Consider the following 24,664-nt stretch of genomic DNA (forward strand, 5'->3'; position numbering starts at 1 on the left):
CATAGAATCATAACTCATTGGAAACTTAAAAAAAGGCGTTTCACTTGTTTAAACAAACATAGTTTCTATGTGTGAGAAACTAGTTTCTTTCCATTTTCCTTTTATTCACAAACAAAAACCTATGTTTCTATGTGTTTAAATATTTATTTTTTGCCACGAATTGCACCAATTATCACCAATTCAATTCGTGGAAATTCGTGTAATTAGTGGCTAACTTTTTTATTTTGCCCACTCGGTTTTAAAAGTGGTTTTTCCGTTTAATGGATTTGCAACTACATCGAAATTATTTCCATTTTTAGTAACTTTTATTTCTTGTACTGCGTCACCTTCTGGTAAAAATACTTTGGCTGTTGCCGAAGTAGTTTTATCGCTTGCGTAAACTTTCAAAGTCAATTTACTCCAATCCATATCTTTTGTAGACTGCGCTAAACCGATGTGTGGAATTGCAGTTCCATCTTTAATTAAAACGATAATTGGCACCTCGCCCGCTTTGATTTTATGCCAGCCTGACTGATACACTTTTTTAGTTTGATAATCGATCCAAGTTCCTTCTGGAAGATAAACGTCTCTTTCTTCAACCTCTTCAAAAAGCGGTGCAACCAACATACTCGAACCAAATAAATATTGATTATCTACTAACCAAGCTCCCGGATCGTTTGGATATTCTACAAAAAGAGCGCGCATCATTGGCAATCCTTTTTGAGAACTTTCTTTTGCTTGTGCGTAGATATATGGCATTAATTCGTAACGCATATTATCTGCTTTTCTAAATCCTTCTAAGAATTCTTTGCTGTACAACCAAGGTTCGCGAGGTGGTTCTCCGTGGCTTCTTACGTGCGAAGTAAACATTCCAAATGGTGTCCATCTTCTGTAAATATTCTCAGGAGATTTTGTTGCGAAACCTCCAACATCATGACTCCAGAAACTGAATCCGCTTAAACCTAATGAAAGTCCGCCGCGTAATTCTGCTGACATTGCTCCGTTTGAAGTTTCAGAATCTCCTCCCCAATGTAAAGGGTAACGCTGTGATCCTGCCCAAGTACTTCTTGCCCAAATTAAAGTGTATCCTTTTTCTTTTTGAGTGATTTCTGCAACAGCTTTATTGTAACGTAACGGATATAAATTGTGCTCATAGAAACCAGTTCTTCCAGAATGGTAAATTCCGTCTGGCGGTGCCGCTTCTCCAAAATCTACTTTGAAAACTGCAACGCCTTCATCAAATAATTTTTTCAATTTTCCTTGGTACCAAGTTACCGTTTCTGGATTTGAGAAATCTAAAACAGCGTCTTCGTACGGAAGATTTCCTTTTCTATCTCTTACCGCTAAGTTTTTATCCATGATTTCTGGGAACAAAGTATTCTTTGGCGTGAAATAAGGTAATTGCCATAAACAAACTTGGAAACCGTCTTTCTTTAAATCAGACATCATTTTTGTGGCATCTGGGAAACGAGATTTTGCAAACTCATAATTGTTTCTCCAATCTACATCAAACCAGCCTGTATCGAAGTGAATTACGTCTGTTGGGATTTTATATTTACGTAAATCTCTTGCTACTTCTCTTCCTTCTTTTTCAGAGAAATAAGTGATTCTACTCATCCAGAAACCGAAAGACCAAAGTGGCGGCATTGCAGCTTTTCCAGTCAAATTCGTGTATTGGTCTAAGATATCTTTTGGTTCTCCAATAAAGAAAAATAAATCTGCTTCGTCATCTCCAATGTACATTTCGTTGGCACTTGAAAAGTATTTCCCGAAGTCCACTGTAATTGGTGTTGAATGGTGCATGAAAACTCCGTAACCACGGCTGCTCATGTAAAACGGAATCGGTTTGTACATCGTTTCGTTTTGGATTCCATTTGCGTCATCCGTCCATAAAACTACTTTTTGTCCGCGTTTGTTGAATTGGGTAAATGATTCACCACAACCAAATATTTTTTCGTCTGGTTCTAAGCTGAAAGCTGCACCCATACTTCTTGAATAATCGCTGTTTCTGCGAACATAAGAAAACGGAAGTGTCGGCGTGTATGTATTTTTAAAATCGGTATCGTGAAGTGTGCTTGTCAGCAATTTTCCTTTTTCATCGTAGATTTTTACGTGCCAAGGTTTTGTCAAAATTTCAACTCTTCCGTGTTTACTTGTATAACTGTGACCGCCTTCAATTTTAGCATATTTCCATAATTCAGGATGATTTGGCGCAACGCCGTCAACCAACATTAAAGATGTTGCCTGTGGATGAAATTGCGGTCCAGAAGTCGTTTTGATTCTAACTGTTCTGTCTGAAACAAACTGAATTTCGAATGGCAAAACAGGAGATTCTGCATATTCTGTTGTTGGAAATTCGTTTGCTTTTTCAACATCTGGTTTCATCATCATGTTGTTGAAAGCCTGACGTGTTTTATAATTGTATCTCAAATATTTGATGGTTCCTTTTCCCGTTGCAGGATCAAAAGAAGCCAATTCGTCGGCAAAATAAAAAGTGTTCAGATAGTTCTGAAAATCTTTACTGATATCTATTGGAGCATTTAATACATCTGCATTTTGAATTTGAGCATTAGCATTTGGAACTGCTAAAAATCCAAACATAAGAGCAGAAAATAATGCGGTTAGTTTTGAGTTTTTCATTGGTTAATAATCTAGATGTTAGTTTATCCTAACAGGTTTCCAAAACCTGTTAGGTATTTATTTTTTTTAATATCTTAATTAAATATATTGATACCTAACAGGTTTTGGAAACCTGTTAGGATAGCGCAACTTATTATTCGGTTGTAATTACAATTGTGGATTGTTTCAATCCGTTTGCACTTGCGGTTAATTCCAATCTTCCTGATTTATCTCCAGATTGTACAATAACCAAGCATTTTCCAGCCAAAGCCGTATGTTTATTTCCTTTATACGATTCGTGACTAACTGGATCTCCACTGCAAACGCCTACGATTTTTCCGTTTCCTTTTAAAGAGAAGTTGATTTCGTTATTGGCATTTGGCGCTATCGTTCCATTAGCATCTAAAATATCTACAGTTACAAAAGACAAATCATTTTTGTCTGCTTTGATTGTACTTCTGTCTGCTGTCAGTTTTAATTGTGAAGGATTTCCAGCCGTTTTGATCTCTTTTTCTAAAACTACTTTTCCGTCTTTACGAGAAATGGCTTTTAAAGTTCCAGCTTCAAAAGGAATTCTCCACATTACGTGCAAATCGTCTCCTTTTTTACTTCTTTTTCCAACTGATTTTCCGTTTACGAAAAGTTCCACCTCATCGGCTTTATTGTAATATGCCCAAACATCAACAGTTTGTCCAGCTTTCCAATTCCAATGCGGGAAAATATGAAGAACGGTTTTATCTGTCCATTCGCTTTGGTACATATAATAAACATCTTTTGGGAAACCAGCTAAATCTACAATTCCAAAATACGAACTTACAGATGGCCATTCGTACGGAGTTGGTTCTCCGATATAATCGAAACCTGTCCAAACGTACATTCCTGCCAAGAAATCATATTTTTTGATGACTTTCCAAGTTGCTTCGTGTGTAGAACCCCAAGGTGTCTGTACTTGGTCATAAGCTGAAACCGTATTTCCAGGATTTCCTCCTTCAAATTTTTTATCCCAACTAACCGGCCATTTTTTGATGGTGTCTGAAACCGCATCGTAATAACCTCTTGTCTGTAAGCCTGAAGTGGTTTCAGTTGCGATAAAAGGTGTATTTGGGAAGTTCTTCAGATGATGTTCGAATGTCTGGTGCGCATAATTGTATCCAATTAAATCTAAAACTCCAGATCCAGCAAGCGGATTAATTGAAACATTCTTTTTCTCAAACTGCAAAGTCACTGCATCAATATTCATATTTACTGGCGGATTCATTCCCGCAGTAATTGGTCTTGTTTTATCATATTGACGTGTAATTGCCGCCAATTCTTTTGCAATTTCAATACCTGTTTCGTTCCACTGCTCTGGAATTTCATTACCAATACTCCACATAAAAATACTAGCATGATTTCGGTCGCGTAACAACTGATCGATTAGATCTTGTTTGTGCCATTTGTCCCAATCGTTAGCATAATCGTATTTAGTTTTGTTTTGTTTCCACATATCAAAAGCTTCATCCATGACAATGAAACCCATTTTGTCGCAAAGCTGTAAAAGTTCTGGAGCAGGCGGATTGTGAGAGGTTCTGATTCCGTTTACCCCCATTTCTTTCAAGATTTCTAACTGGCGTTCGATTGCACGCGTGTTGATTGCAGAACCCAACGGGCCTAAATCGTGATGCATACAAACTCCTTTTATTTTGACTTGTTTTCCATTCAAAATAAACCCTTTATTCAAATCGAATTTAAAATCTCTGATTCCGAAAGTGGTTTTGTATTGATCAATGATTTTATCGTCAAGCGAAATTTCGGTAACTGCTGTGTACAATTCAGGTTTTTCATCTGACCATAATGCAGGATTTTCAACTTCAGCTGATTGCTTTACAATTTGATTTCCATTTGCATTGATTGTTATATCTTGAGTAACCGATGTTACTTTGGTATCTTCTTTAAAAATAGTTGTCGTTACTTTTGCTTTTTTACCTTCTTTGTATTGATTTTTAATTGTTGTTTCAATACTTACAGAAGCTTTTTCAGCCGTAACTTTTGGAGTTGTAATATAAGTTCCCCATTGTCCAACGTGAAGTTTGTCTGTTGTTTCGATCCAGACATTTCTAAAAATTCCTGAACCCGAATACCAGCGTGAATTGGGTTGTTTTGAATTGTCAACCTTAACAATTATTTCGTTGTTTTTGTCTCCGTAGTTTAAGTACGGCGTAATTTCATATTGAAAACCAATGTATCCGTTTGGACGTTTTCCTAAATAATGCCCGTTTACCCAAACTTCGCTGTTTCTGTAAACACCGTCAAAAGTGATTGAAGTTATTTTTGTGCTGTCTTCTGCAGCAACTTTAAATGTTTTTTTGTACCAGCCTAAACCTCCGTTAAGAGATCCTCCGCCATAACCTGCAGGACTTTTTTCATCAAATTTCCCTTCGATGCTCCAATCATGCGGAACGTCTAAAGTTCTCCATTTTGTAGAAGTTCCAATAGTATCTTTATCTACAATACTATCATTTAGATGAAAGCTCCAATCTGCATTAAAAGAAACTTTTCGGTTTATAAATGCATCCTCCTTTTTTGAACAAGAATTCAAGAAAAAAACTCCAGCTGCAACTGCCCATAAACTTATGTTTTTTATGTTTTTTTTAATTTGCATAGGTACTTTTTTTGTTTTTGGAATTTGAAGATAGAAATAAAAATTGATTTCATTTATTTCTTAATAAAATAATTTAAGTCTCAGTCTTAAAGAACATTACAAAATGTTTTTAGGACTGAGACTTCAAAACTAACTAACTTACGATTTTGGCTTGTAATGGAATACAATTAAACAAACTCCTTCACCAGTTCTACTTTGATCTCTTACTACTGCTAATCTTAAAGATGTTTTAGTAATCTCAACCAATTTTACACTATACCAGTTACTGCAGTCTCCATAATAGTCTCCACCGTAAAGCATTTCGACACCACCATTAAAAACTAATTTATTATTTGCTATATCAAATGTGTATGTTCCAGTTTTAGTTGTTTGATTGTTGTTTGCAATCGCTGTTTGAGTAACAGATGTATTGTAATTTCCATTTAAATCAAAATACATTTCTCCCCAATTTTTATTTGGCATAACCCAAGAATTACTTGCGTAATCTGGAAACCAGTTCCAATAATCGCTTCCTGTTGGGTTGTAAGGATAGTCTAAACCAGCCCAGCCAATAGGATCAACAAAATCTAAAACCCATGTTTTTCCGTCAACTCCATTCGTCAACATTTCCCATTTAGGATCTTTAAAGTAAGTGTCATCATTTTCAGCGATATCAACCACAGTAGGAGCAGCTTCTACAGAACCTCCTCTTGTATAAGCCGTGAAATAAATAGTATATTTTCCAGCAAAAGGTAAAGTTACCTGATCACTACTTTTATTTGAGTGTCCTAATTCATTTCCAGCAGCGTCTACATATTTCCAATATGGAATAACTGTAGGGTCTTCGCTTTTAAGAATTACAATATTTTTGTTTGTTGCATCTTGAGTCACAGAATATTCAAGTGTTTCTGGTGTCAAGGTAACTGCTGGAAGGCTTTCGCGATCTTCGATAGCCTCGCAAGAAGCTAAACCTGAACTTATCGTTGCAGCAGTTAATAAAATATATAATATACGTTTCATAGTCATTTTGTTTTAAATTAATTCCAACCTGGATTTTGAGTTATAGAACCATTTGAAAGAATGATCTGAGATTGAGGTAATGGGAACCAACCTTGAGTCTCTGTTCTGAAAGTCACATTAAATTGAGAATCGCCCGTATTGTTGTCAATAGCAGATTTCATTGTAGTCATACCTTGTCTGATTAAATCAAAATAACGTAATCCTTCTAACGCCAATTCTAATTGACGCTCTTTCATGATATTCTCCTGAGTTGCAGTAATTCTATGAGACGTATTTTTAAAAGCACGATCACGTACTCTATCAAAATCTGCTTGTGCTACAGCTGGGCTCGATTGTAAATTCAATTCAGCAGCCATTAATAAAACATCTGAGTAACGAATAATAGCGTAATCTTGGTAGTTGTCAATTTGGAAGTTTCCTCCATTTGCTTCTACAACAGCTGTTCCTGCTTCGTTTGTAATTGGACAATATTTTTTCCAAGAATATCCAGTGTACTGACGTTGCTCTCTAGCTTGTGCATCAAAGTTTAATCCTTCACCAGCATAATCAATAAATGAAGCTGCTTTTCTAGTATCGCCTGCTTCATACAAGCTTACCAATTTAGGGTTTACAGTTGCTCCACCCCATCCAGTTGCATATCTTCCAATTGCTCCTCCACGTGGTGCAATGTTTACTTGGAAACGGTTTCCTTCGTGAAGATCCCAGTTTCCTTTTCCTGAACCATTAAAACGAACAGCCCAAACCATTTCTGTATTATCTTCTCCAGCAAAATTTTCAAGAGAAGCCGCTAACCAAAGATTAGCAAAATCAGAAACTAATGCGTGACCGCTATTGTTTACAACATCATTAATATAAGTTGTTGCTTCAGCTTTTGTTACTACACCTGCTAAATCAGTTTTATTGTAAGTTCCTGTGTAGAACAAGAATGTTCTAGCTAAGTAAGCTTCTGCAGCCCATTTTGTAATACGACCGTAGTTTGCATTTCCTGCTTGCGAATAATTTTCGTTACCTAAATTATCAGCAGCAAATTTTAAATCACTTGCAATTAAAGCGTAAGTAACTTCTGGAGCTTGTCTTGGCAATTCAAATTCTGTTGTTGAAACTGTATGATCCAATGGAATAATATCTCCAAACATTTTAGCAGCTGTAAAATGGAAATGCGCTCTTAAGAAACGAGCTTCAGCTTCGTAACGCGTTTTCAAAGCCGTATCAGAACCCCAGTTTACATTGTCTAAATTTTCTAATAAAATATTAGCTCTGTAAATTCCTAAATAAGCGTTAGACCAAACATCTTTATTCATGTCTTTATCTGAAACATACAAGAAACGATCCCATTCGATATCGGCTTGACCGTCAGCAATACCATAACCCCCGAAACAGTTATCAGAAGCTTGTTCACTAATCAATAAAGGTCCGCCGTAAGCCTCGCGCTGTAAAACATCGTAAACCGCTACAAGACCTTCAAATGCATCAGAAGGTGTTTTATAAAAATTCTCAGTTACCTTATCTGTGTATGGTTCGTTTTCTAAAAAATCCTGCGAACAAGCACCTAAAACAAGTAAGCTTGAAAGGGCAAATAAGTTTATATATCTTTTCATGGTTTTCAAAATTTAAAAGTTAACATTTAGACCCATCATGTAGGTTCTTGGTTGAGGATAGTATCCAACATCAATTCCTTTAGCCCAAGATTGATTTACGTTTCCGAAACCAATTTCCGGATCCATTCCTTTGTATTTAGTGAATGTGTAAATGTTATTTCCTGCCACATACAATCTAAATTTAGTGAAGAAGTTAAGCTTTGTTGTAAGCTTCGTTAAGTCACATCCAATTGTAGCATTTTTAATTCTGAAGAAATCTGAATCTTGAACATATAAATCAGAGAATTTAGTGTAATTCCCGTTTGCATCTGTTCCGTAAGTTACTCTTGGAACTCTGTTAGAAGATCCTTCAGTTGTCCATCTGTTCAACACGTCTGTTGTGTTGTTTGTGTAAGCACGAGTGTAGTCGTGAACTCCAAATACGTTTTGTCCTCCAGCGATACCGTAAGTATTAATAGAAAAATCAAAAGCTTTATATGATAATTCTAAATTGATACCGTAGTTAATATCTGGATTTGGATTACCTACTTGCGTTTTATCATTAGCATCGATTTGTCCGTCACCATTTAAATCTACGAAACGAACGTCTCCTGGCTGTGCATTTGGCTGAACACCCGCTGCAACTTCAGCTGCATTTTGAAAAATTCCGTCTGTTTTTAATCCGTAGAAATACCCCATTGGTTTACCAACTTCAACACGGTTCATCTCGTCTAAACCTTGAAATAAAACGTTTGTTTCTCCGTGAATGATTCCTTCATTGTTAGCAATTCTTAACACTTCGTTTTGGTTACGAGAAAGGTTTGCGTTGATTGCAAAATTCCAGTCTTTTCCAAAGTGTGTACGGTAAGCTAATCCAATTTCAAAACCTTTATTACTTACGTCTCCACCATTAATGTAAGGTGCAGTTGCTCCAGCATAAGTTGGGATAGATGCCAATACTAACCAGTCTTTAGTTTTCTTGTCGTAGTAATCGAAAGTTAATGTAAAGTTATTGAACAATGTAGCATCAAAACCTAAATCTAACTGCTCAGAAGTTTCCCATTTCAAGTTACGGTTTGCTAATTGGTCAGGGCTTGAACCTACTAATAAAGTTTCGTCACCAGTTCCAAAGTGATATGTTTTGTCTGTTGAATTTACAGTTGACAAGTAAGCAAATCTTCTACCAAATTGGTCGTTACCATTTTGTCCCCAGCTTGCTCTTAATTTGAAAGTATTTAAAACTTTGTTTTCTTTGAAGAAAGCTTCTTTATCTAAATTCCACCCCGCAGAGAACGATGGGAAAATAGCATATTTGTTATCTGGACCAAATTCTGATGAACCGTCACGACGAACTGTTGCAGAGAATAAGTATTTATTGTTGTAATCGTACAATAAACGTCCGAAGTAAGATTGAATAGAATAATCTTTACGATTTCCTTTTACCACATTTGATGTCGGATCTTTTGCGTTATCTAAATAAGCGTGTTCGAAATCATCAAAAATCAAGTTCCTTCCTTGACCTTCCATATAATCTGCAGTATTCTGTTTTGCAGAAGTACCTACTAACACATCAAAATTATGAGAAGCAGCAATGTTGAATTTGTATTGAAGTGTGTTTTCAAAAATCCATCCTACAGATTTTGTTGAACTTTGAGTTACGCTAGAAACTGTATTATTATCATTTGAAGAAAGAGAGTAAACAGGTCTGAAAGAACGGTAGTCACTATCTGTCATATCAACACCATAACTTGTTCTGAAAGTAAAGTTTTTTGCAAATTTTAATTCAGCAAAAATGTTACCTACATAACGATTTGTTTTCGTTTGGTTGAAGTTGTTATAGTATAAAGATCCAACTGGGTTGCTGATATCTTGAGAAATAATTGAATGAGCAAAATCGCCATTTTCATCATAAGCCTGATCAATTGGAGCTGCATTTAAGAAGCTTCTAATTGCGTTGCTATAAATACCATCATCTGCAACACCGCTTGATTTGATGTTTGATAAAGTAAAGTTTTCACCAATTTTCAAATGATCTTTAATTACTTCAGAAGTAGAGTTTACTGTAAAAGTAACACGATCATATTGAGACTGATTATTAGATCCTCCAATCATACCTTCTTGCCCGTAGTAAGATAAACCAGTCGCAATTGTAGATTTTTGGTCACCACCAGTAATCAAAAGAGAGTGGTTTTGTTTCATTGCACCTTCATTGAACAAATCATCTTGCCAATCGTGGTTTGGAAATGAAGCGATTTGAGCTTTAGTATATAATGGAGCATATCCAGAATTTACACGAGCTTCGTTCATAATTGTTGTATATTCCTGTGTATTCATCAAATCCAGTTTTTTAGCAATTTGCTGAAAACCTGTATAAGAGTTGAAAGACACATTCATTTTACCATCTTTACCTTTTTTAGTTGTAACCAAGATAACTCCATTTGCCGCTCTTGCTCCGTAGATAGAAGCTGCTGAAGCATCTTTCAAAACGTCTACCCTTTCAATAACAGATGGATCAAGGTATCCAATTCCGTTATCAACCACTACACCATCAACTACATAAAGAGGATCGCTATTTCCTGCTGTACCTGCACCACGAATATTTACCACCATATTCGCTCCAGGCTGACCAGAAGAAGAAGTTACAGAAACCCCTGAAGCCTGACCTTGTAAAGCATTTACAACATCAAGTGACGCTACTTGCTGAATGTCTTTTCCAGACACTAAAGAAGTCGCCGCAGTATTTACTTTCTTCTTTTGAGTACCGTAACCGATTACTACAATTTCTTTAAGTTCTGCAGTTTCTGGATGCAAAACCACATTCACTGTTTTTTGAGTTCCAACCGTAATATTTTGTGCTTTGAAACCCACAAAAGTAATTACTAAAACATCTCCTGTTTTAGCCTCCACTTTATATTTTCCATCAAAATCGGTAACTGTACTCGATTTTGTTCCCTGTACTTGTACAGTTGCTCCTGGAACTCCAAATCCGTCTTCGGAAGAGGTAATTGTCCCACTTACAGTTTTGGATTCTTGTGCAAATCCAAACTGCATCATAAATACGCTAAGCAGCACCGCCATTAAAAATGGAAGCTTTGTTGTTTTAATACAATTTTTGCTTTTCATAATAAGAATTGATTAAGTTTAAGTTATAGTTAGTAATTTCTACCCTAAGAGAAACTCCGGAAAACTTCCCAAGCAGGTCATGCCAAAAATGAGGGCCTGAATCTCATTTCTAACATTTAGTACTTGTCTGACTATAAGATGATGTTTTGAACATCAAAATCGACTCGAAAATCAATTTTTAAAAAAACATTTGTGGTAAGTTTAAGTTAAGTTGTAATTTCGCCTTTTTAAACTTATAGTCAATTTGAATTTATCTTATGGTAAATTTGACTACAAGTGTAAAACAAATTTTCTATATTAACAAAATATTAGGGTTATTTTTTTTCGATTCTAATAAATACTAATTCATTTTTATCAATGTTGTAAAATCTGAATTGAAATCGAAATAAAAAATATAGAAAAATCAACGTTTTATAAAATTGACAATCAGATATTTAAGAATCACTTAAAACAAATACCGTTTTCTGATAATTTTTAAACAGCTGATTCTCACAATTTTATTTCGTTAAAAAAAATATAAAGCTTTCAAGAAGGCTAATAATCATTTTATTTATTTAATTTGTCAAAATTTATCTCGAATATGGTTGAAAATGTAGATGACAAAACTGCTCCAAAAAATGAAAACAGTGCGATGAATGCCATCACAATTGACTGTGTTATTTTTGGTTTTGATAAGGGCAGCCTTGAAGTACTTTTGGTGCAGCACGGTGAAGGTATCAGCAAAGGAAAATGGGGTCTTCCTGGGGGATGGATTTATAAAAAAGAAAGCACAGACGATGCCGCTCATCGTTTATTGAATGAGCTTACGGGTCTTGACAACATATATTTGGAACAGCTAAAAGCATTTGGAGATCCAGATCGTTTTCCGCTGCGACGTGTTATCACAATTGGATATTATGCTCTCGTAAAAAGAGAAGACTATAATATTAAAGCAGGTTTTACGGCATCTGATGCTAAATGGTATAAAATCAATAACATTCCAGATCTGATTTACGATCATAACGAAATTCTATCTTACAGTTTAAAAAACCTGCAAAACAGAGTTCGTCAAGCTCCAATTGGATTTAATCTGCTTCCTGAAAAGTTCACTTTATTACAATTAATGCAGTTGTACGAAGAAATTTTAGGAATCGAAATGGACAAACCAAACTTTAGAAGAAAAATTCTTCACATGAAACTTTTGGCCGCTTTAGATGAAAAACAGCAGGATGTATCGCATAGAGCAGCGCAATTGTATAAATTTGATCCAGAAATCTATAAAAAACTAACTGAAAAAGGATTCAATTTTGAATTCTGATTTTCAGGTAAAATGAATTAAAAAAACCTTTTCGCATTTCGAAACACCATAATAAATTGACAGAAATAACTACTCATCATCAAAAACCAGCCGTAGACGGGATCACAATTGACTGTGTTTTTTTCGGATTTAACAAAGAGAGTCTCGAAGTTCTCTTAGTACAGCACGCTCAAGGCGAAAGTAAAGGTAAATGGGGACTTCTAGGCGGATGGCTTCAATTGAATGAAAGTGCAGATGACGCGGCTCAGCGTATTTTACAAGAACTTACGGGACTTGAAGATATTTATTTGGAACAGCTAAAAGCCTTCACAAATCCGATACGTGTTCTAGAAAGACGAGTTGTAACAATTGGTTATTACACTTTAGTTAATAGAGAAGATTATAATATTAAAGCCAGTTTACGAGTAATTGAAGCAAAATGGTATAAAATAAAAGATATCCCTGAACTGATTTTTGACCACAACGAAATTCTAGATTTCAGTTTAGCGCAATTAAGAAACCGTGTTCGTCAGGCTCCAATTGGTTTTAACCTTCTTCCAGAAAAATTTACTTTGTTGCAATTAATGCATTTGTACGAAGAAATTTTAGGAATCGAATTGGATAAATCTAATTTTAGACGAAAAGTGCTTCACATGAAACTGCTCACAGCATTGGATGAAAAGCAAAAAGACGTTTCGCACAGAGCGGCCAAACTTTACAAATTTGACCCTGAAATGTATAAGAAATTAACAGAAAAAGGATTCAATTTTGAATTTTAATCCCGATTTTAATTCTTTACGCTCAACTATCCTACATCAAGATTCCAGAATCCAAAACTTTGCGCTATCTTTGCGCCTTAATAACATGCTTTAAAGCAATTGCTTTAGGCTGTTTTATACCCAAAAAATACTAAAACTCGTTATAGAGAACTGATATATAAAATGAAGAAGATACGTAACTTTTGCATTATTGCACACATTGACCACGGTAAAAGTACATTGGCGGACAGATTACTAGGCGCAACACAAACCGTTACAGCTCGTGAAGAAAAAGCACAATTGCTTGACAACATGGATCTGGAGCGTGAGCGTGGAATTACCATTAAGAGTCATGCCATTCAGATGGAATATACTTATAAAGGTGAAGAATACATTCTGAATTTAATTGATACTCCTGGCCACGTAGATTTTTCATACGAAGTTTCAAGATCTATCGCTGCTTGTGAAGGAGCGTTACTGATCGTTGATGCTGCACAAAGTATTCAGGCACAAACGATTTCAAATTTATACTTAGCTCTTGAAAACGACTTGGAAATTATTCCAGTTTTAAACAAAGTCGATTTGCCAAGTGCTAATCCAGAAGAAGTTAGTGATGATATTATTGATTTACTTGGATGTAAATTAGAAGATATTATTCACGCATCTGGAAAAACTGGTTTTGGTGTTGAGAACATTCTTGCTGCTATTATCGAAAAAATTCCTGCTCCAAAAGGAAATCCTGATGAGCCTTTACAGGCTTTGATTTTTGACTCGGTTTACAATCCGTTCCGTGGAATTGAGGTAATCTTTAGAGTTGTAAATGGTGAAATCAAAAAAGGCCAGAAAATTAAATTCATGGCTACGGACAATGAATATTTTGCTGACGAAATTGGAACTTTAAAGCTAAATCAAGTTCCTAAAAATGTAGTTTCTGCTGGAGATGTTGGTTATTTGATTTCTGGAATTAAAGAAGCTCGTGAAGTAAAAGTTGGTGATACCATTACAGATGCAAAAGTACCAACTACCAATATGATTACTGGTTTTGAGGATGTAAAACCAATGGTATTTGCCGGTATTTATCCTGTTGACACTGAAGATTACGAAGATTTACGTTCTTCAATGGAAAAATTACAATTGAATGACGCTTCATTAGTTTTTACTCCTGAAAGTTCTGCAGCTTTAGGATTTGGTTTCCGTTGTGGATTCTTAGGAATGCTTCACATGGAAATTATCCAAGAACGTTTAGAACGTGAGTTTGACATGACAGTTATTACAACAGTTCCTAACGTTTCGTACTTGGCTTACACTAAAAAAGAGCCAGAAAAAGCATTAATTGTAAACAATCCTTCAGATTTACCAGAGCCTTCAAAATTGGATAGAGTTGAAGAGCCATTTATTAAAGCTACTATCATTACTAAATCTGACTTTGTTGGAAACGTAATGAGTTTATGTATCGAAAAACGTGGTTTAATCACAAATCAAACATACTTGACAACTGAAAGAGTTGAATTGAATTTTGATATGCCTTTGGCGGAAATTGTATTCGATTTTTACGATCGTTTAAAAACAGTTTCTAAAGGTTACGCTTCTTTCGATTACTCTCCTATTGGAATGAGAACTTCGAAATTAGTTAAACTTGACGTTCTTTTAAATGCTCAAACAGTTGATGCACTTTCTGCATTGATCCACGAAGACAACGCTTACAACATCGGTAAAAAAATGACCGAAAAATTACGCGAGTTGATTCCAAGACAACAATTTGATATTCCGATTCAAGCAGCAATTGGGGCAAAAATTATCGCTCGTGAAACTATTAAAGCACTTCGTAAAGACGTTACCGCAAAATGTTACGGTGGAGATATTTCGCGTAAGCGTAAACTTCTTGAAAAACAGAAAAAAGGTAAAAAACGTATGCGTCAAGTAGGAAACGTTGAGATTCCGCAAGAAGCATTTATGGCTGTTTTGAAATTAAATGACTAAATTTTAGTATTAAGATTTTAGTACTAAGTATTAAGATAAAACCCAATGACGAAAGTTGTTGGGTTTTTTGTTTGTTTTTTATCTATCAAATTACAAAGTCATTACCTACAAAAACATTCAAATATTAACTCTAAAAATCGTTTTTTAACCCATTCGAGCAAACTCAAAGCCATTTTATAACAGAAAATGTATTTTTAATCTTACAACTTTAACATGTACGAACTATGAAAACCAAATTTTCTGTTATTTTAGCACTATTCGCATTCTGCTTTGCAAACGCTCAACAAGACCAAGTTGATGCAGAAATGAATTCTGCGAAAGGTGTCACTTTTCAAAAAGGTGATATGTTTTTAGAAGGATCTATCAAAATTAGTACAGGCGGAGACGCAGACTATTATGGCTTTAGCCCAAAGTTTGGCTATTTGTTAAATGATAAATTTGCTGTTGGAGCTAAATTAAATTACTCAAGTAACAAAGTAGAAACAACTCAAGTAGAAACAAATGTATTTGGGATTGGAGCTTTTGCTCGTTATTATTTCTTAGAATTAGACAAAAAACGCTTTAAAACTTACGCTGAAGTTGGTTTAGGTTACGGAAGAAACAAAACTGACATACCGCAAGTGGGCAGCGATACCGACAACAGTTTAACAGCTGATATTAATGTTGGTTTAAATTACTTTGTAACCAAAAACATTGCTGTTACTTTCGTTCTTGCAAATGTTTTGGCTTACAATAGCGTTTCTCCAGAAAATGGTCCGTCGTCTGATACTTTTCAATTAAATATCAATTTATTTGAAAACATTTTCGATCAACCTCAATTTGGAGTTTTGTATAGATTTTAATTTTTTTTTTTTGCGATTTAACGATCGAAAAGCTGTTTCAATTTGGAACAGCTTTTTTATTTGCCAAGTAATTCTATTCGTTTTGGGATTTTCTTATGACAGAAGTGTTCCGCATATTCCTAATCCAATAAGCAAATATAATGCTCCAATAATAAAACAAACCTTTGCTCCATTGGGATGGTTTTTCTTAATTGCAAAACCAATAATTGCCATTAAAATTGGTGGTCCAACCATAATCGCTATAAAAAATGCGATCAAACCATCTAAATTACCTACTTCTAACGCTGTCATATTCTTTATATGTTAGTTCTTAATTCCTCTAATCTTTTTACTTTATCATCTCTGTAAAACAAATTCATGGTTTCAAAAGGAATTATTTTATTATCCTTATTGACAATATGAACACATGATTTTTTTATTGCTCTCACATCAAAATTATAAGCATCAATAAACTGCATTATAATAATTCGAAACAAATTGTCATAACCTAATTCTGGTGCATCAATATTAGGGAGACAGCATAATATCGATTTCAAGTTTTCTTGCGCTACTTCTACAGAATTTCCTGTACTAAACAAGTCTATCATTTTGCCGCGAAGCACTTCATCCTGCTCGTAAATAATGGTGTTTTTACTATTGTCCAATAAATCATTTGGATTAATATATCGTGTTAGTGGAAAAACTTCTTCTCCCAGTTTCAAAGCATAACCCATAACTAAAGCATCGGGATTACAAGGAACTGGAAGTAAATCATCTGAATTAAAAACAGTGGTCTGTTCCAGAATTTTTCTTCTTACTTCTGTTAATGTCATACGATCGGTCTCTAAGTTAAAGTTCTCCAATCTGCCCGCTATTTGAGTCGGCTGAAATGTAACCCCTCGAACGCATTTTTGCTTTAGTGCAAACTCAACAATTTTACCTATTTCATGATCATTTAATCCTTTTTGAAGCGTAACAACCAAAGTTGTAGACAAATTAACTTCATTTAGATTTTCTAAAGCCTGTTTTCGTATTTCACTTAAATCGGCTCCACGCAATTCTTGCAATACACTATCTTCAAAAGAATCAAACTGAAGATAGATTTCAAAATCTGGAGCATAGCTTTTTAGCCTCTGAACAAATTCTTTGTCTTTTGCAATTTTAATTCCATTTGTGTTTAGCATTAAATGCTTTATCGGAATTGATTTTGCATAATCCAAAATTTCAAAAAACTCAGGATGTATGGTTGGTTCTCCTCCGCTAATCTGCACCACATCAGGTTCTTTTTCGTTTTTAACAACCGTATCTAGCATTGCTTTTATTTCTTCAAGAGTTCTATGTCTACCATAACTAGGCGATGAACCAGCATAACAAGTCGGACATGTCAGATTGCAACGATCTGTAACCTCAACAACTGTAAGGCAAGAATGCTGTTCATGATCTGGACATAAACCACAATCGTACGGACAACCATAATGCGTTTTTGTATTAAAAGTATACGGCATCTCAGATGGTTTATTGTAGTTTCGAATATTCTTGTAATACTGAATATCGTCAGCAATCAAAACCTTAGAACTTCCGTGTTCCGGGCATCTTTTAAGCATGTAGACATTCTCGTCTTCAAAAACAATTTTAGCATCAATTCTCTTTAAGCATTCGGGACAAAGGCTTAATGTAAAGTCATAATAAGTATATTTTCTAACTGGCATTTTTTACAAATAAATTTAAAATTGTTTTGTTATAATAGAGCAGACAAATCAAACATAAAATCTGAATCGAACTTATTCCAAAAATCAGGAAATAATTGGGTTTCAGAAATTCTACAAAAAAGCGAAATGTAAAATAGGCAATCATAAAATACTGAAATATAAGTCCGTTTTTTATATTTCTATTCTTTAATTTCTTCAGAACAAAAAACAAAATAATAAGAAAAATTAATTCGTATAATGCAATTGGATGTCTTTTAATATTATCTCCAAGATTCATACCCATAAAAAAGGTCGTTTCTTTTCCATACGTAAACTCATTTGTGCCAGATAAAAAACAGCCAATTCTCCCAATAAAAATTCCCAGAATAATCGGGAAGGTAAACAAATCACCAGATGATTCTTTTTCTCCTATAATTTTCTTAGCAATTTCAACACCCAAAAGTCCGCCAAACAATCCTCCCATAATGGTCTTCGCATTGAAAAGGTCTAAAATTGATCTCGCATCAAGATGAAAAATAGGATTTTCTAGAAAGCCCATAATTCTAGAGCCTAAAAAAGCTCCAATTGCAGCTCCCAATATGATTGATAATCTATTGGAAGAAACAATAGTATCATTCGTTCTTTTTCTCAAAAAAACGTAATAACGATATCCTAAAAAAAATGCCAGATATTCTAAAACTAAATGGATATTGATTTCATAACCAAAAATAACTGGCTCAAAAGGAAACTTCATTTTTTACGCTAAGATTTAATACTATAATTCTGTAAAGATGCAAAAAAATGTTTAAATTCATTTGACTTATAAAGTAAAAGCTGTTCTAGTTTAGAACAGCTTTTTTTATTCTCTTTACTTTTTACATTTGTATCTTTGAATTAGCAAAAGACTTAGAATCTTAGCAACTCAGAACCTTAGAATCTTAAAAAAAATGCTTGACGAAACTCCAAAACGATTTGACCGAATTGTAGCTATTCTTATTCAATTGCAATCTAAAAAAATTGTGAAAGCACAAGAATTGGCCGATCGTTTTGAGTGCAGTTTGAGGACGATTTATAGAGATATTAGAACTTTGGAAGCATCTGGAGTTCCTATTTACAGCGAAGCTGGAGTTGGTTATGCGCTAATGGACGGATATCGGCTCCCGCCAGTTATGTTTACTCGCGAAGAAGTAAGCAGTTTTATCGCGGCGGAAAAACTAATGCAAAAGTTTACCGATCCTTCTTTGGGAACACATTATGCATCGGCGATGTACAAACTGAAATCGGTTTTAAGAAGTAACGACAAAGATTATCTTTCGAACATCGAATCGAGAATTGTAATGCAGGATGCGGAACCGATGTTTAATGATAATTCGCCCAATACTTTGGCCGTTCTTTTTGAAGGAATTGCAGAGAAAAAACAAATTCTTTTAACCTATAAAACTTTTGAAAAAGACGAAACCACTGAACGCAATCTTGAGCCTGTAGGAGTTTTTCATGACAATAATAATTGGTACTTTCTTGGATATTGTCATCTTCGAAAAGATTACCGTCAGTTTAGAACAGACAGAATTCAGGGAATTAAAAAAACAGATGCTGATTTTACGATCGAACACAATGCTCTAGAAACCTATTTAACCAAAACTGAAACCTGCCCCACAACAAAAGTTCGTATTTTAATTGACCGCAAAATAGCGAGATATTTAGCAACCGAGAGAAAATATCATGGCTTTATTTCGCAAAAAGATGTAGGTGAAAAAATCGAAATGACTTTTATGTCAAGAGATATTAATAATGCTTTTCCGAGATGGTTTCTTATGTATGGAGATTACGCAGAAATTCTCGAACCTGAAATATTAAAAACCAATGTCTTGGAATTATTGGAAATCAACAGAAAGAGACTTTTATAAAAAAACTCCTGAGAGTTGTATCTCAGGAGTTTTTTTCATTTATTTCTGTTTTACAACATTATAAAAATTGTAATCGGTGTTTGAAGCGTCTGTAATTCCGACATTTCGTCCCATGGTTACAATCTGGCCGCGATGATATGTTCCATGATTGATAACTTGGATTAAATATTCAGAAATTGGCAATTCACACTCAAACCACGGATTTACTATTTTAACTTCTTTCATTAAATCTTCTTCAGATAATGAGTTAATAAGATGTTTCAATTTTGTAGACGAATTTAATAATCCGGTAAATATTTCCTCTTTTGATAAATCGCTTTCTGCTTTCTTTTCTGATAATGAAGATTCGGAAATGACAGAAAACCAATATTCTTCAGTAGACCAGATATGATCGAGTGTTTTCATAATGGTAGAAAAACTCGAAGGCACTTCTGCATAAAGCAATTCATCTGACTTCGGCGAAAGCCAATTCACAAATTGTTGATTTACCCATAAATTATAATCTGCATAATTGGATATTATCTTCTTTAAACTCATAGTCTTAGTTTTAGATTTCAGATATTAAGTTAGTAAAAAATTATCAATTATCTCTCCCAGAAAAATGGCGGTTCGATATTTAAAGCTCTTAAATAAACATAAGCTTGTCCACGGTGATGCACTTCATTATCGATAAAATATAAGATATTCTGAATTACAGGAAATTCATATTGTCCAAAAAGATTAAAGGTTTCGCTAAAATCTTCAATCGATAATTGTTCCCAATATTTGTTGATTTCTGCTGTAGCCTCATCCCATTTTTCAAGATATTGTGCTTTAAAAATTAGTTTTTCAGCTCCTTCTGAGAATGGTGCAGTTTCTTTCGTTACAATTCCTTTTAAACCTGGAACTGCAATAGCCAAAAGCTCATCTACTAATTTTGAGAAAGGTCTCATTCCACCAATTGAAAATTCGAAGAAATCTTTCTCTGGAAAAATCTCAATTAAACGACGTGTAAGTGCTCTGTGTCCTTGCCAGTGTTTTAATAAATCTTCTGAAGTAATAACTTGTGCTTCTAATGTTTTCATGGTTTTAAAGTTTAAATATTTTTAATACTTCAAAAGTAAAATGGGCCGGTGACAACAGTTTGTCAGCAGCAAAAAAAATAAATGAAATTTTTTTTTTTTTGCTGACAAACGTAGAGACGCACTGCAGTGCGTATACACACAGTATGTCTTAAACAATGAGTATATACAGGACGTAAGACGCACTGCGGTGCGTCTCTACAGAATAAAAAAACTTAGAACCTTAGCATCACAGAATCTTAGCATCTTTAAAAAAAACCTTTGTACCTTTGCACCTTAATAACTTTGGAACTTAACAGAAATGATAGAAGATAAAAATCAGCAGAGAACTAGTATAGCGCAATTAGGCGAATTCGGTTTAATTGACCATTTAACCAAAAACTTTGACGTTACTCAGGAATCTACTTTAAAAAGTATTGGCGATGATGCTGCTGTTCTTGATTTTAAAGACAAAAAAGTAGTAGTTTCAACCGATTTATTAATTGAAGGAGTTCATTTTGATTTGGCTTATATGCCGTTGAAACATTTAGGTTACAAAGCGGTTGTGGTAAATGTTTCTGATATTTGCGCAATGAATGCAAAGCCGACACAAATTACGGTTTCTGTTGCCGTTTCAAATCGTTTTCCACTTGAAGCTTTGGAAGAATTGTTTGCAGGAATTACACACGCAGCAAAAGAATACAAAGTTGATGTTATTGGCGGAGACACAACCTCATCTCAAAAAGGTTTAATTATTAGCATCACTGCAATTGGAGAAGCTGACGAAAATGAAATAGTTTATAGAAACGGAGCCAAACAAACTGATTTATTAGTTGTAACGGGAGATCTTGGTGCTGCTTATATGGGATTACAGGTCTTGGAACGCGAAAAACAAGTTTTCCAAGTTAACCCAAACAATCAGCCCGATTTAGATCCTTATACTTATTTGGTAGAACGCCAATTGAAACCTGAAGCACGAAAAGATGTTCGTACTTTGCTTCATGCTTTAGAAATTAAACCAACGGCAATGATTGATATTTCAGACGGATTATCTTCTGAAATTATTCATATCTGTAAACAATCTAAAGTAGGTTGTAATTTATATGAAGATAAACTTCCTTTAGATCCGCAGTTTATTTCTACTTGCGAAGAATTTAATATTGACAGCACGACGGTTGCTATAAACGGCGGTGAAGATTACGAACTTTTATTTACAATCGATATTAATGATTTTGATAAAATAAAAGGAAATCCGAATTTCTCTGTTATCGGACACATGGCGGAAGAAAATGAAGGAATCCATCTTATAACTCGCGCCAACACAAAAATTGCTTTAAAAGCGCGCGGATGGGACGCTTTGACAGAATAGTTTGAGTTTTCAGTCACGGTCGCAGTGCGCAGCGGCAACATAAATTAAAAATCCTATCAGATTTTAAGAACCTGATAGGATTTTTTATTGCTAAATTTTGTTCTATAAATCTAAAATCTGAAATTTTAAAACAGCCCTTTACTTTTTGCTTCTTTGATCAAATCTTCATCAGAATCATTTTTAATCTTTAGCAATTCCTTTAAATGTTTTTTTCGTTTCTCTATCGCATTTAAAGAAATCGGAATATTTTGCAGCATTTCATCTATGGTAGCTCCTTTCGATAAATGAATTAAAATCTGTTTGTCGTACTGATCAATTTCAATTGCATTGTGAGTAGATTGATTCAGCATTTTCACAACCGATTGGCTATAGTATTTTTCGTTTTTCATTACTTTATCAAAAGCCAAAAGCAATTCATCAAAAGTAAGGTCATTTTTTATAATCAAACCATTTGGCTGAATTGTTCTAATAATCGTTTTTATTTTCAGCAATTCTGTATACATGGTCAAAAGAATAATCTTGCACGAAGGCATTTTTTTCAAAAGCAATTTTGCCAAATCTTCACCAGAAAAAATCTCTCTTTCTTCATAAGGCGGCATGCTGATATCCAAAAAAGCAATATCAAACGTAGGCGTGTTATCACTTTCAATTATATCATAACCAGACCGACAATCATGTCCTTGCGAAATTAAAAATTCATATTTCTTTGGATTATAACGTGTTATGGCATTTTTATATCCTTCAATAATAAATGGATGATCATCTACTATCAAGATATTCTTCTTAACTAATTGTGGAACTGAAGATGTTAAATCAAATGTCATTATTATGCAGGTTATGGTTTGGATCTATTGGGATTTTTACGGTGAGAATTGTTCCTTCACCCTTGGCAGATTTTATGGTAACTGTACCCTTACCTTCTGTTGCTCTATATTCTATGTTATGCAAACCTATTCCGTTTTTGGTTTTCTTGGTATTAAAACCAATTCCATCATCTTCTATAGTTAAAACCAAAATTTCATTTTCATTTCTAAGTTCTACTTTTATAATATCTGCTTTAGCATATTTATTACAATTTTGAAGTCCTTCCTGAATAATTCGGTACAAATTGATTTTCAAAGTATTACTTATCAATTCCCATTTTATATTAGGATCAAAAGTCGTAATTAGTTTAGAACTATATGTATTTCGCTGATCTTCAAATAGTTTACCTAAAATAGCAACAAAATTATTAATTAATTCGGATTTTTCTCTATTTAAATCGTGAGAAATTTCGCGAATGTCTTGCTCAATATTTTTTAGTTCGTTAAGATATTTTTTTCGCTTAGCAACTGCCTCTGTTTCATTAACCTTATCCAAACTGTCCAAGCTAATTCTAATTCCAAACATACGTCCTAAAACTCCATCGTGCAGTTCCTGTGCAACTTTTTTCTTTTCTTTTATTCTCGCTAGCTCAATTTCGTTTTGCTGCGAAATCATCAAATTATAAATATTTTCATTTGCAATCTGCTGTTCCTGTTTAAAAAGTAGTTCGCGGTTTTTAGCCTGCTGCGTTTTGTAAACATAAAAAAACAATCCGAGCAATGTACAAATACTAAAGACATAAACCAAAGTTTTATTTTTTTCCTGAAGATTCGAATTTTGGTCTTTTATTTCGTTGGTTTCATATTCGATTCGAGAGAATTTTTCTCCCATTTTGCGCTCTGTTTTCTGAAGCTTCTCATTGATTTGAATATACTCTTTAGAATATATTGAAGCATTTTTCGGATCAACTTGGGCAATTTGCTTTAATGATTCCAATAAACTTGAAGGAGATTCGCTAGAACGCGACAATTCTACTGCTTCTTTTGAAAATTTCAAAGCATTAACCGAATCTTGTTTAAATGCAAAATATTTGGACAAATGTATTTTGTTCAAAATGACACCAGAGGTTAATCCAAGACTGTCCCTAATTTTTAGAGCTTGGTAAAATTGTTCAGGAAGCCCATCAGATTCTCGCATTCCAAGTTTTGCATAAGCCAGATTATCTAAAAGCATAGCATACAACTTTGTGTCGCCATGATACAAATTATCCTGTATTAATCCTTCATGAAAATAATATTTGGCTTTTCTGTAATTTTTCATTCCTAAATAGACAAAACCAATATTATTAAGAGAAGTTGCCTCTAATTGCAGTTCTGCAGGAATCGATTTATCTTTTAATATTTCCAGTGCCTTATTATGAAACTCTAAAGCTTTATTGTACTCTTCTCTATCATTATAAAGTATTCCCAAAGTGTTATAACAATCGTACAATTGGTTACTTACATTTTTTAGTTTTTTTAAAATTTTTAAAGCCTTAAAAATTGTAACTTCACTTTCAAAAAGAGCACCTTCCTGATATTGAAGATTTGCTTTATTAGAATACGTTTTTGCAAGATTCAATTCATCATTAATACGAACATAAATCTTCTCAGCCGCATAATAGTTCATATATGCACTATCTGAAACAGACTTTAATAGATAATAATCTCCTAAATAAGTATATGCTTTTGCTAAATTAACCGAATCCTTACTTTTTTCTGATCTATCCAAAATCAGATATGAAGTGCTCTTATAGGAATCCCAGTCACTCATATTATAATATCTGTTGGCAATTTTAAAAAGATTTACTTTATTAAGAGAGTCATCTTTTTGGCCAATAATAATATTCAAAGCTTTTTTATTATATAACTGTTTTTCGTTATAAGAAAGGTTAACATCATTTGCCAACGAAAGGTATATAGATAGACTATCTGTCTGAACAGCATCACTATCATCAACACTCTTTTTTTTGGAACATCCAAAAAGAAGAATAAAAATTGAAGTAAGTATTAAGCATTTATTTTTCAATAGTCCTTTTGAATTT

General features: G+C 34.1%; 18 protein-coding genes. 6 read left to right on the plus strand and 12 right to left on the minus strand.

Annotated features, from left to right (window positions below; all coding sequences use genetic code 11):
- Positions 1-219: 219 nt before the first annotated feature.
- The 5 genes from DM444_RS13220 to DM444_RS13240 all read right to left on the minus strand — a co-directional run bounded on the left by DM444_RS13220 (position 220) and on the right by DM444_RS13240 (position 10,938).
- Positions 220-2,619: a glycoside hydrolase family 31 protein gene (locus tag DM444_RS13220; protein WP_111287376.1), complete on the minus strand. Its 2,400-nt coding sequence runs from the start codon at positions 2,617-2,619 to the stop codon at positions 220-222.
- A gap of 133 nt (positions 2,620-2,752) precedes the next feature.
- A complete protein-coding gene (locus tag DM444_RS13225; protein ID WP_111287378.1) occupies positions 2,753-5,239 on the minus strand; it encodes a glycoside hydrolase family 2 TIM barrel-domain containing protein in 2,487 nt (828 codons plus the stop codon).
- Between the two features lie 138 nt (positions 5,240-5,377).
- Positions 5,378-6,238 carry a hypothetical protein gene (locus DM444_RS13230; protein ID WP_111287380.1) on the minus strand — a complete coding sequence of 287 codons (861 nt, stop codon included), beginning with the start codon at positions 6,236-6,238 and terminating at the stop codon, positions 5,378-5,380.
- Between the two features lie 17 nt (positions 6,239-6,255).
- Positions 6,256-7,836 carry a RagB/SusD family nutrient uptake outer membrane protein gene (locus DM444_RS13235; protein ID WP_111287382.1) on the minus strand — a complete coding sequence of 527 codons (1,581 nt, stop codon included), beginning with the start codon at positions 7,834-7,836 and terminating at the stop codon, positions 6,256-6,258.
- Positions 7,837-7,848: 12 nt separating this feature from the next.
- Positions 7,849-10,938, minus strand: coding sequence for a SusC/RagA family TonB-linked outer membrane protein (locus DM444_RS13240; protein WP_111287384.1), 3,090 nt, complete (start codon positions 10,936-10,938; stop codon positions 7,849-7,851).
- A 580-nt stretch (positions 10,939-11,518) separates the two neighbouring features.
- Here DM444_RS13240 and DM444_RS13245 point away from each other — a divergent pair.
- The 4 genes from DM444_RS13245 (at position 11,519) to DM444_RS13260 (ending at position 15,794) form a co-directional block, all read left to right on the plus strand.
- Entirely contained in the window at positions 11,519-12,235 is a 717-nt protein-coding gene (locus DM444_RS13245; protein ID WP_111287386.1) for an NUDIX hydrolase, read from the plus strand.
- A 56-nt stretch (positions 12,236-12,291) separates the two neighbouring features.
- Positions 12,292-12,993 (plus strand): NUDIX hydrolase, encoded by a 702-nt coding sequence (locus DM444_RS13250; protein WP_111287388.1) that lies wholly within the window; start codon positions 12,292-12,294, stop codon positions 12,991-12,993.
- 162 nt (positions 12,994-13,155) lie between these two features.
- A complete protein-coding gene (gene lepA / locus DM444_RS13255) occupies positions 13,156-14,952 on the plus strand; it encodes a translation elongation factor 4 (protein WP_111287390.1) in 1,797 nt (598 codons plus the stop codon).
- A gap of 224 nt (positions 14,953-15,176) precedes the next feature.
- Positions 15,177-15,794, plus strand: coding sequence for an outer membrane beta-barrel protein (locus DM444_RS13260; protein WP_095928471.1), 618 nt, complete (start codon positions 15,177-15,179; stop codon positions 15,792-15,794).
- A 93-nt stretch (positions 15,795-15,887) separates the two neighbouring features.
- Here DM444_RS13260 and DM444_RS13265 read toward each other — a convergent pair whose 3' ends face one another.
- From DM444_RS13265 to DM444_RS13275, 3 genes are read right to left on the minus strand one after another with little or no spacing between them, the layout of a single operon-like run.
- The gene (locus DM444_RS13265) at positions 15,888-16,085 is read right to left on the minus strand and encodes a hypothetical protein (protein WP_111287392.1); all 198 of its coding nucleotides are present in this window, start codon (positions 16,083-16,085) and stop codon (positions 15,888-15,890) included.
- Between the two features lie 5 nt (positions 16,086-16,090).
- A complete protein-coding gene (locus DM444_RS13270) occupies positions 16,091-17,482 on the minus strand; it encodes a radical SAM protein (protein WP_111287394.1) in 1,392 nt (463 codons plus the stop codon).
- On the minus strand, positions 17,472-18,215 hold the full coding sequence (locus tag DM444_RS13275; protein ID WP_111287396.1) for a prolipoprotein diacylglyceryl transferase: 744 nt from the start codon (positions 18,213-18,215) through the stop codon (positions 17,472-17,474). The genes DM444_RS13270 and DM444_RS13275 overlap by 11 nt, the downstream gene beginning before the upstream one ends.
- Before the next feature lie 193 nt (positions 18,216-18,408).
- Between DM444_RS13275 and DM444_RS13280 the strand changes: the two genes are divergently transcribed.
- The gene (locus tag DM444_RS13280) at positions 18,409-19,368 is read left to right on the plus strand and encodes a helix-turn-helix transcriptional regulator (protein WP_111287398.1); all 960 of its coding nucleotides are present in this window, start codon (positions 18,409-18,411) and stop codon (positions 19,366-19,368) included.
- 39 nt (positions 19,369-19,407) lie between these two features.
- On the opposite strand, the gene DM444_RS13285 is transcribed toward DM444_RS13280, so the two are convergent.
- Positions 19,408-19,905 carry a DinB family protein gene (locus DM444_RS13285; RefSeq protein ID WP_111287400.1) on the minus strand — a complete coding sequence of 166 codons (498 nt, stop codon included), beginning with the start codon at positions 19,903-19,905 and terminating at the stop codon, positions 19,408-19,410.
- Positions 19,906-19,952: 47 nt separating this feature from the next.
- Entirely contained in the window at positions 19,953-20,432 is a 480-nt protein-coding gene (locus DM444_RS13290; RefSeq protein ID WP_111287402.1) for a DinB family protein, read from the minus strand.
- A 298-nt stretch (positions 20,433-20,730) separates the two neighbouring features.
- On the opposite strand from DM444_RS13290, the gene thiL reads away from it, so the two are divergent.
- A complete protein-coding gene (gene thiL / locus DM444_RS13295) occupies positions 20,731-21,777 on the plus strand; it encodes a thiamine-phosphate kinase (protein ID WP_111287404.1) in 1,047 nt (348 codons plus the stop codon).
- 125 nt (positions 21,778-21,902) lie between these two features.
- Here thiL and DM444_RS13300 read toward each other — a convergent pair whose 3' ends face one another.
- Positions 21,903-22,601, minus strand: a complete 699-nt coding sequence (locus tag DM444_RS13300) for a response regulator (RefSeq protein WP_111287406.1) — start codon at positions 22,599-22,601, stop codon at positions 21,903-21,905.
- Positions 22,591-24,648: an ATP-binding protein gene (locus tag DM444_RS13305; protein ID WP_239455678.1), complete on the minus strand. Its 2,058-nt coding sequence runs from the start codon at positions 24,646-24,648 to the stop codon at positions 22,591-22,593. Before DM444_RS13305 ends, DM444_RS13300 begins: the two co-directional genes overlap by 11 nt.
- Between the last annotated feature and the right edge of the window lie 16 nt (positions 24,649-24,664).

Source organism: Flavobacterium ginsenosidimutans (genome assembly GCF_003254625.1).
Classification (GTDB): domain Bacteria; phylum Bacteroidota; class Bacteroidia; order Flavobacteriales; family Flavobacteriaceae; genus Flavobacterium; species Flavobacterium ginsenosidimutans.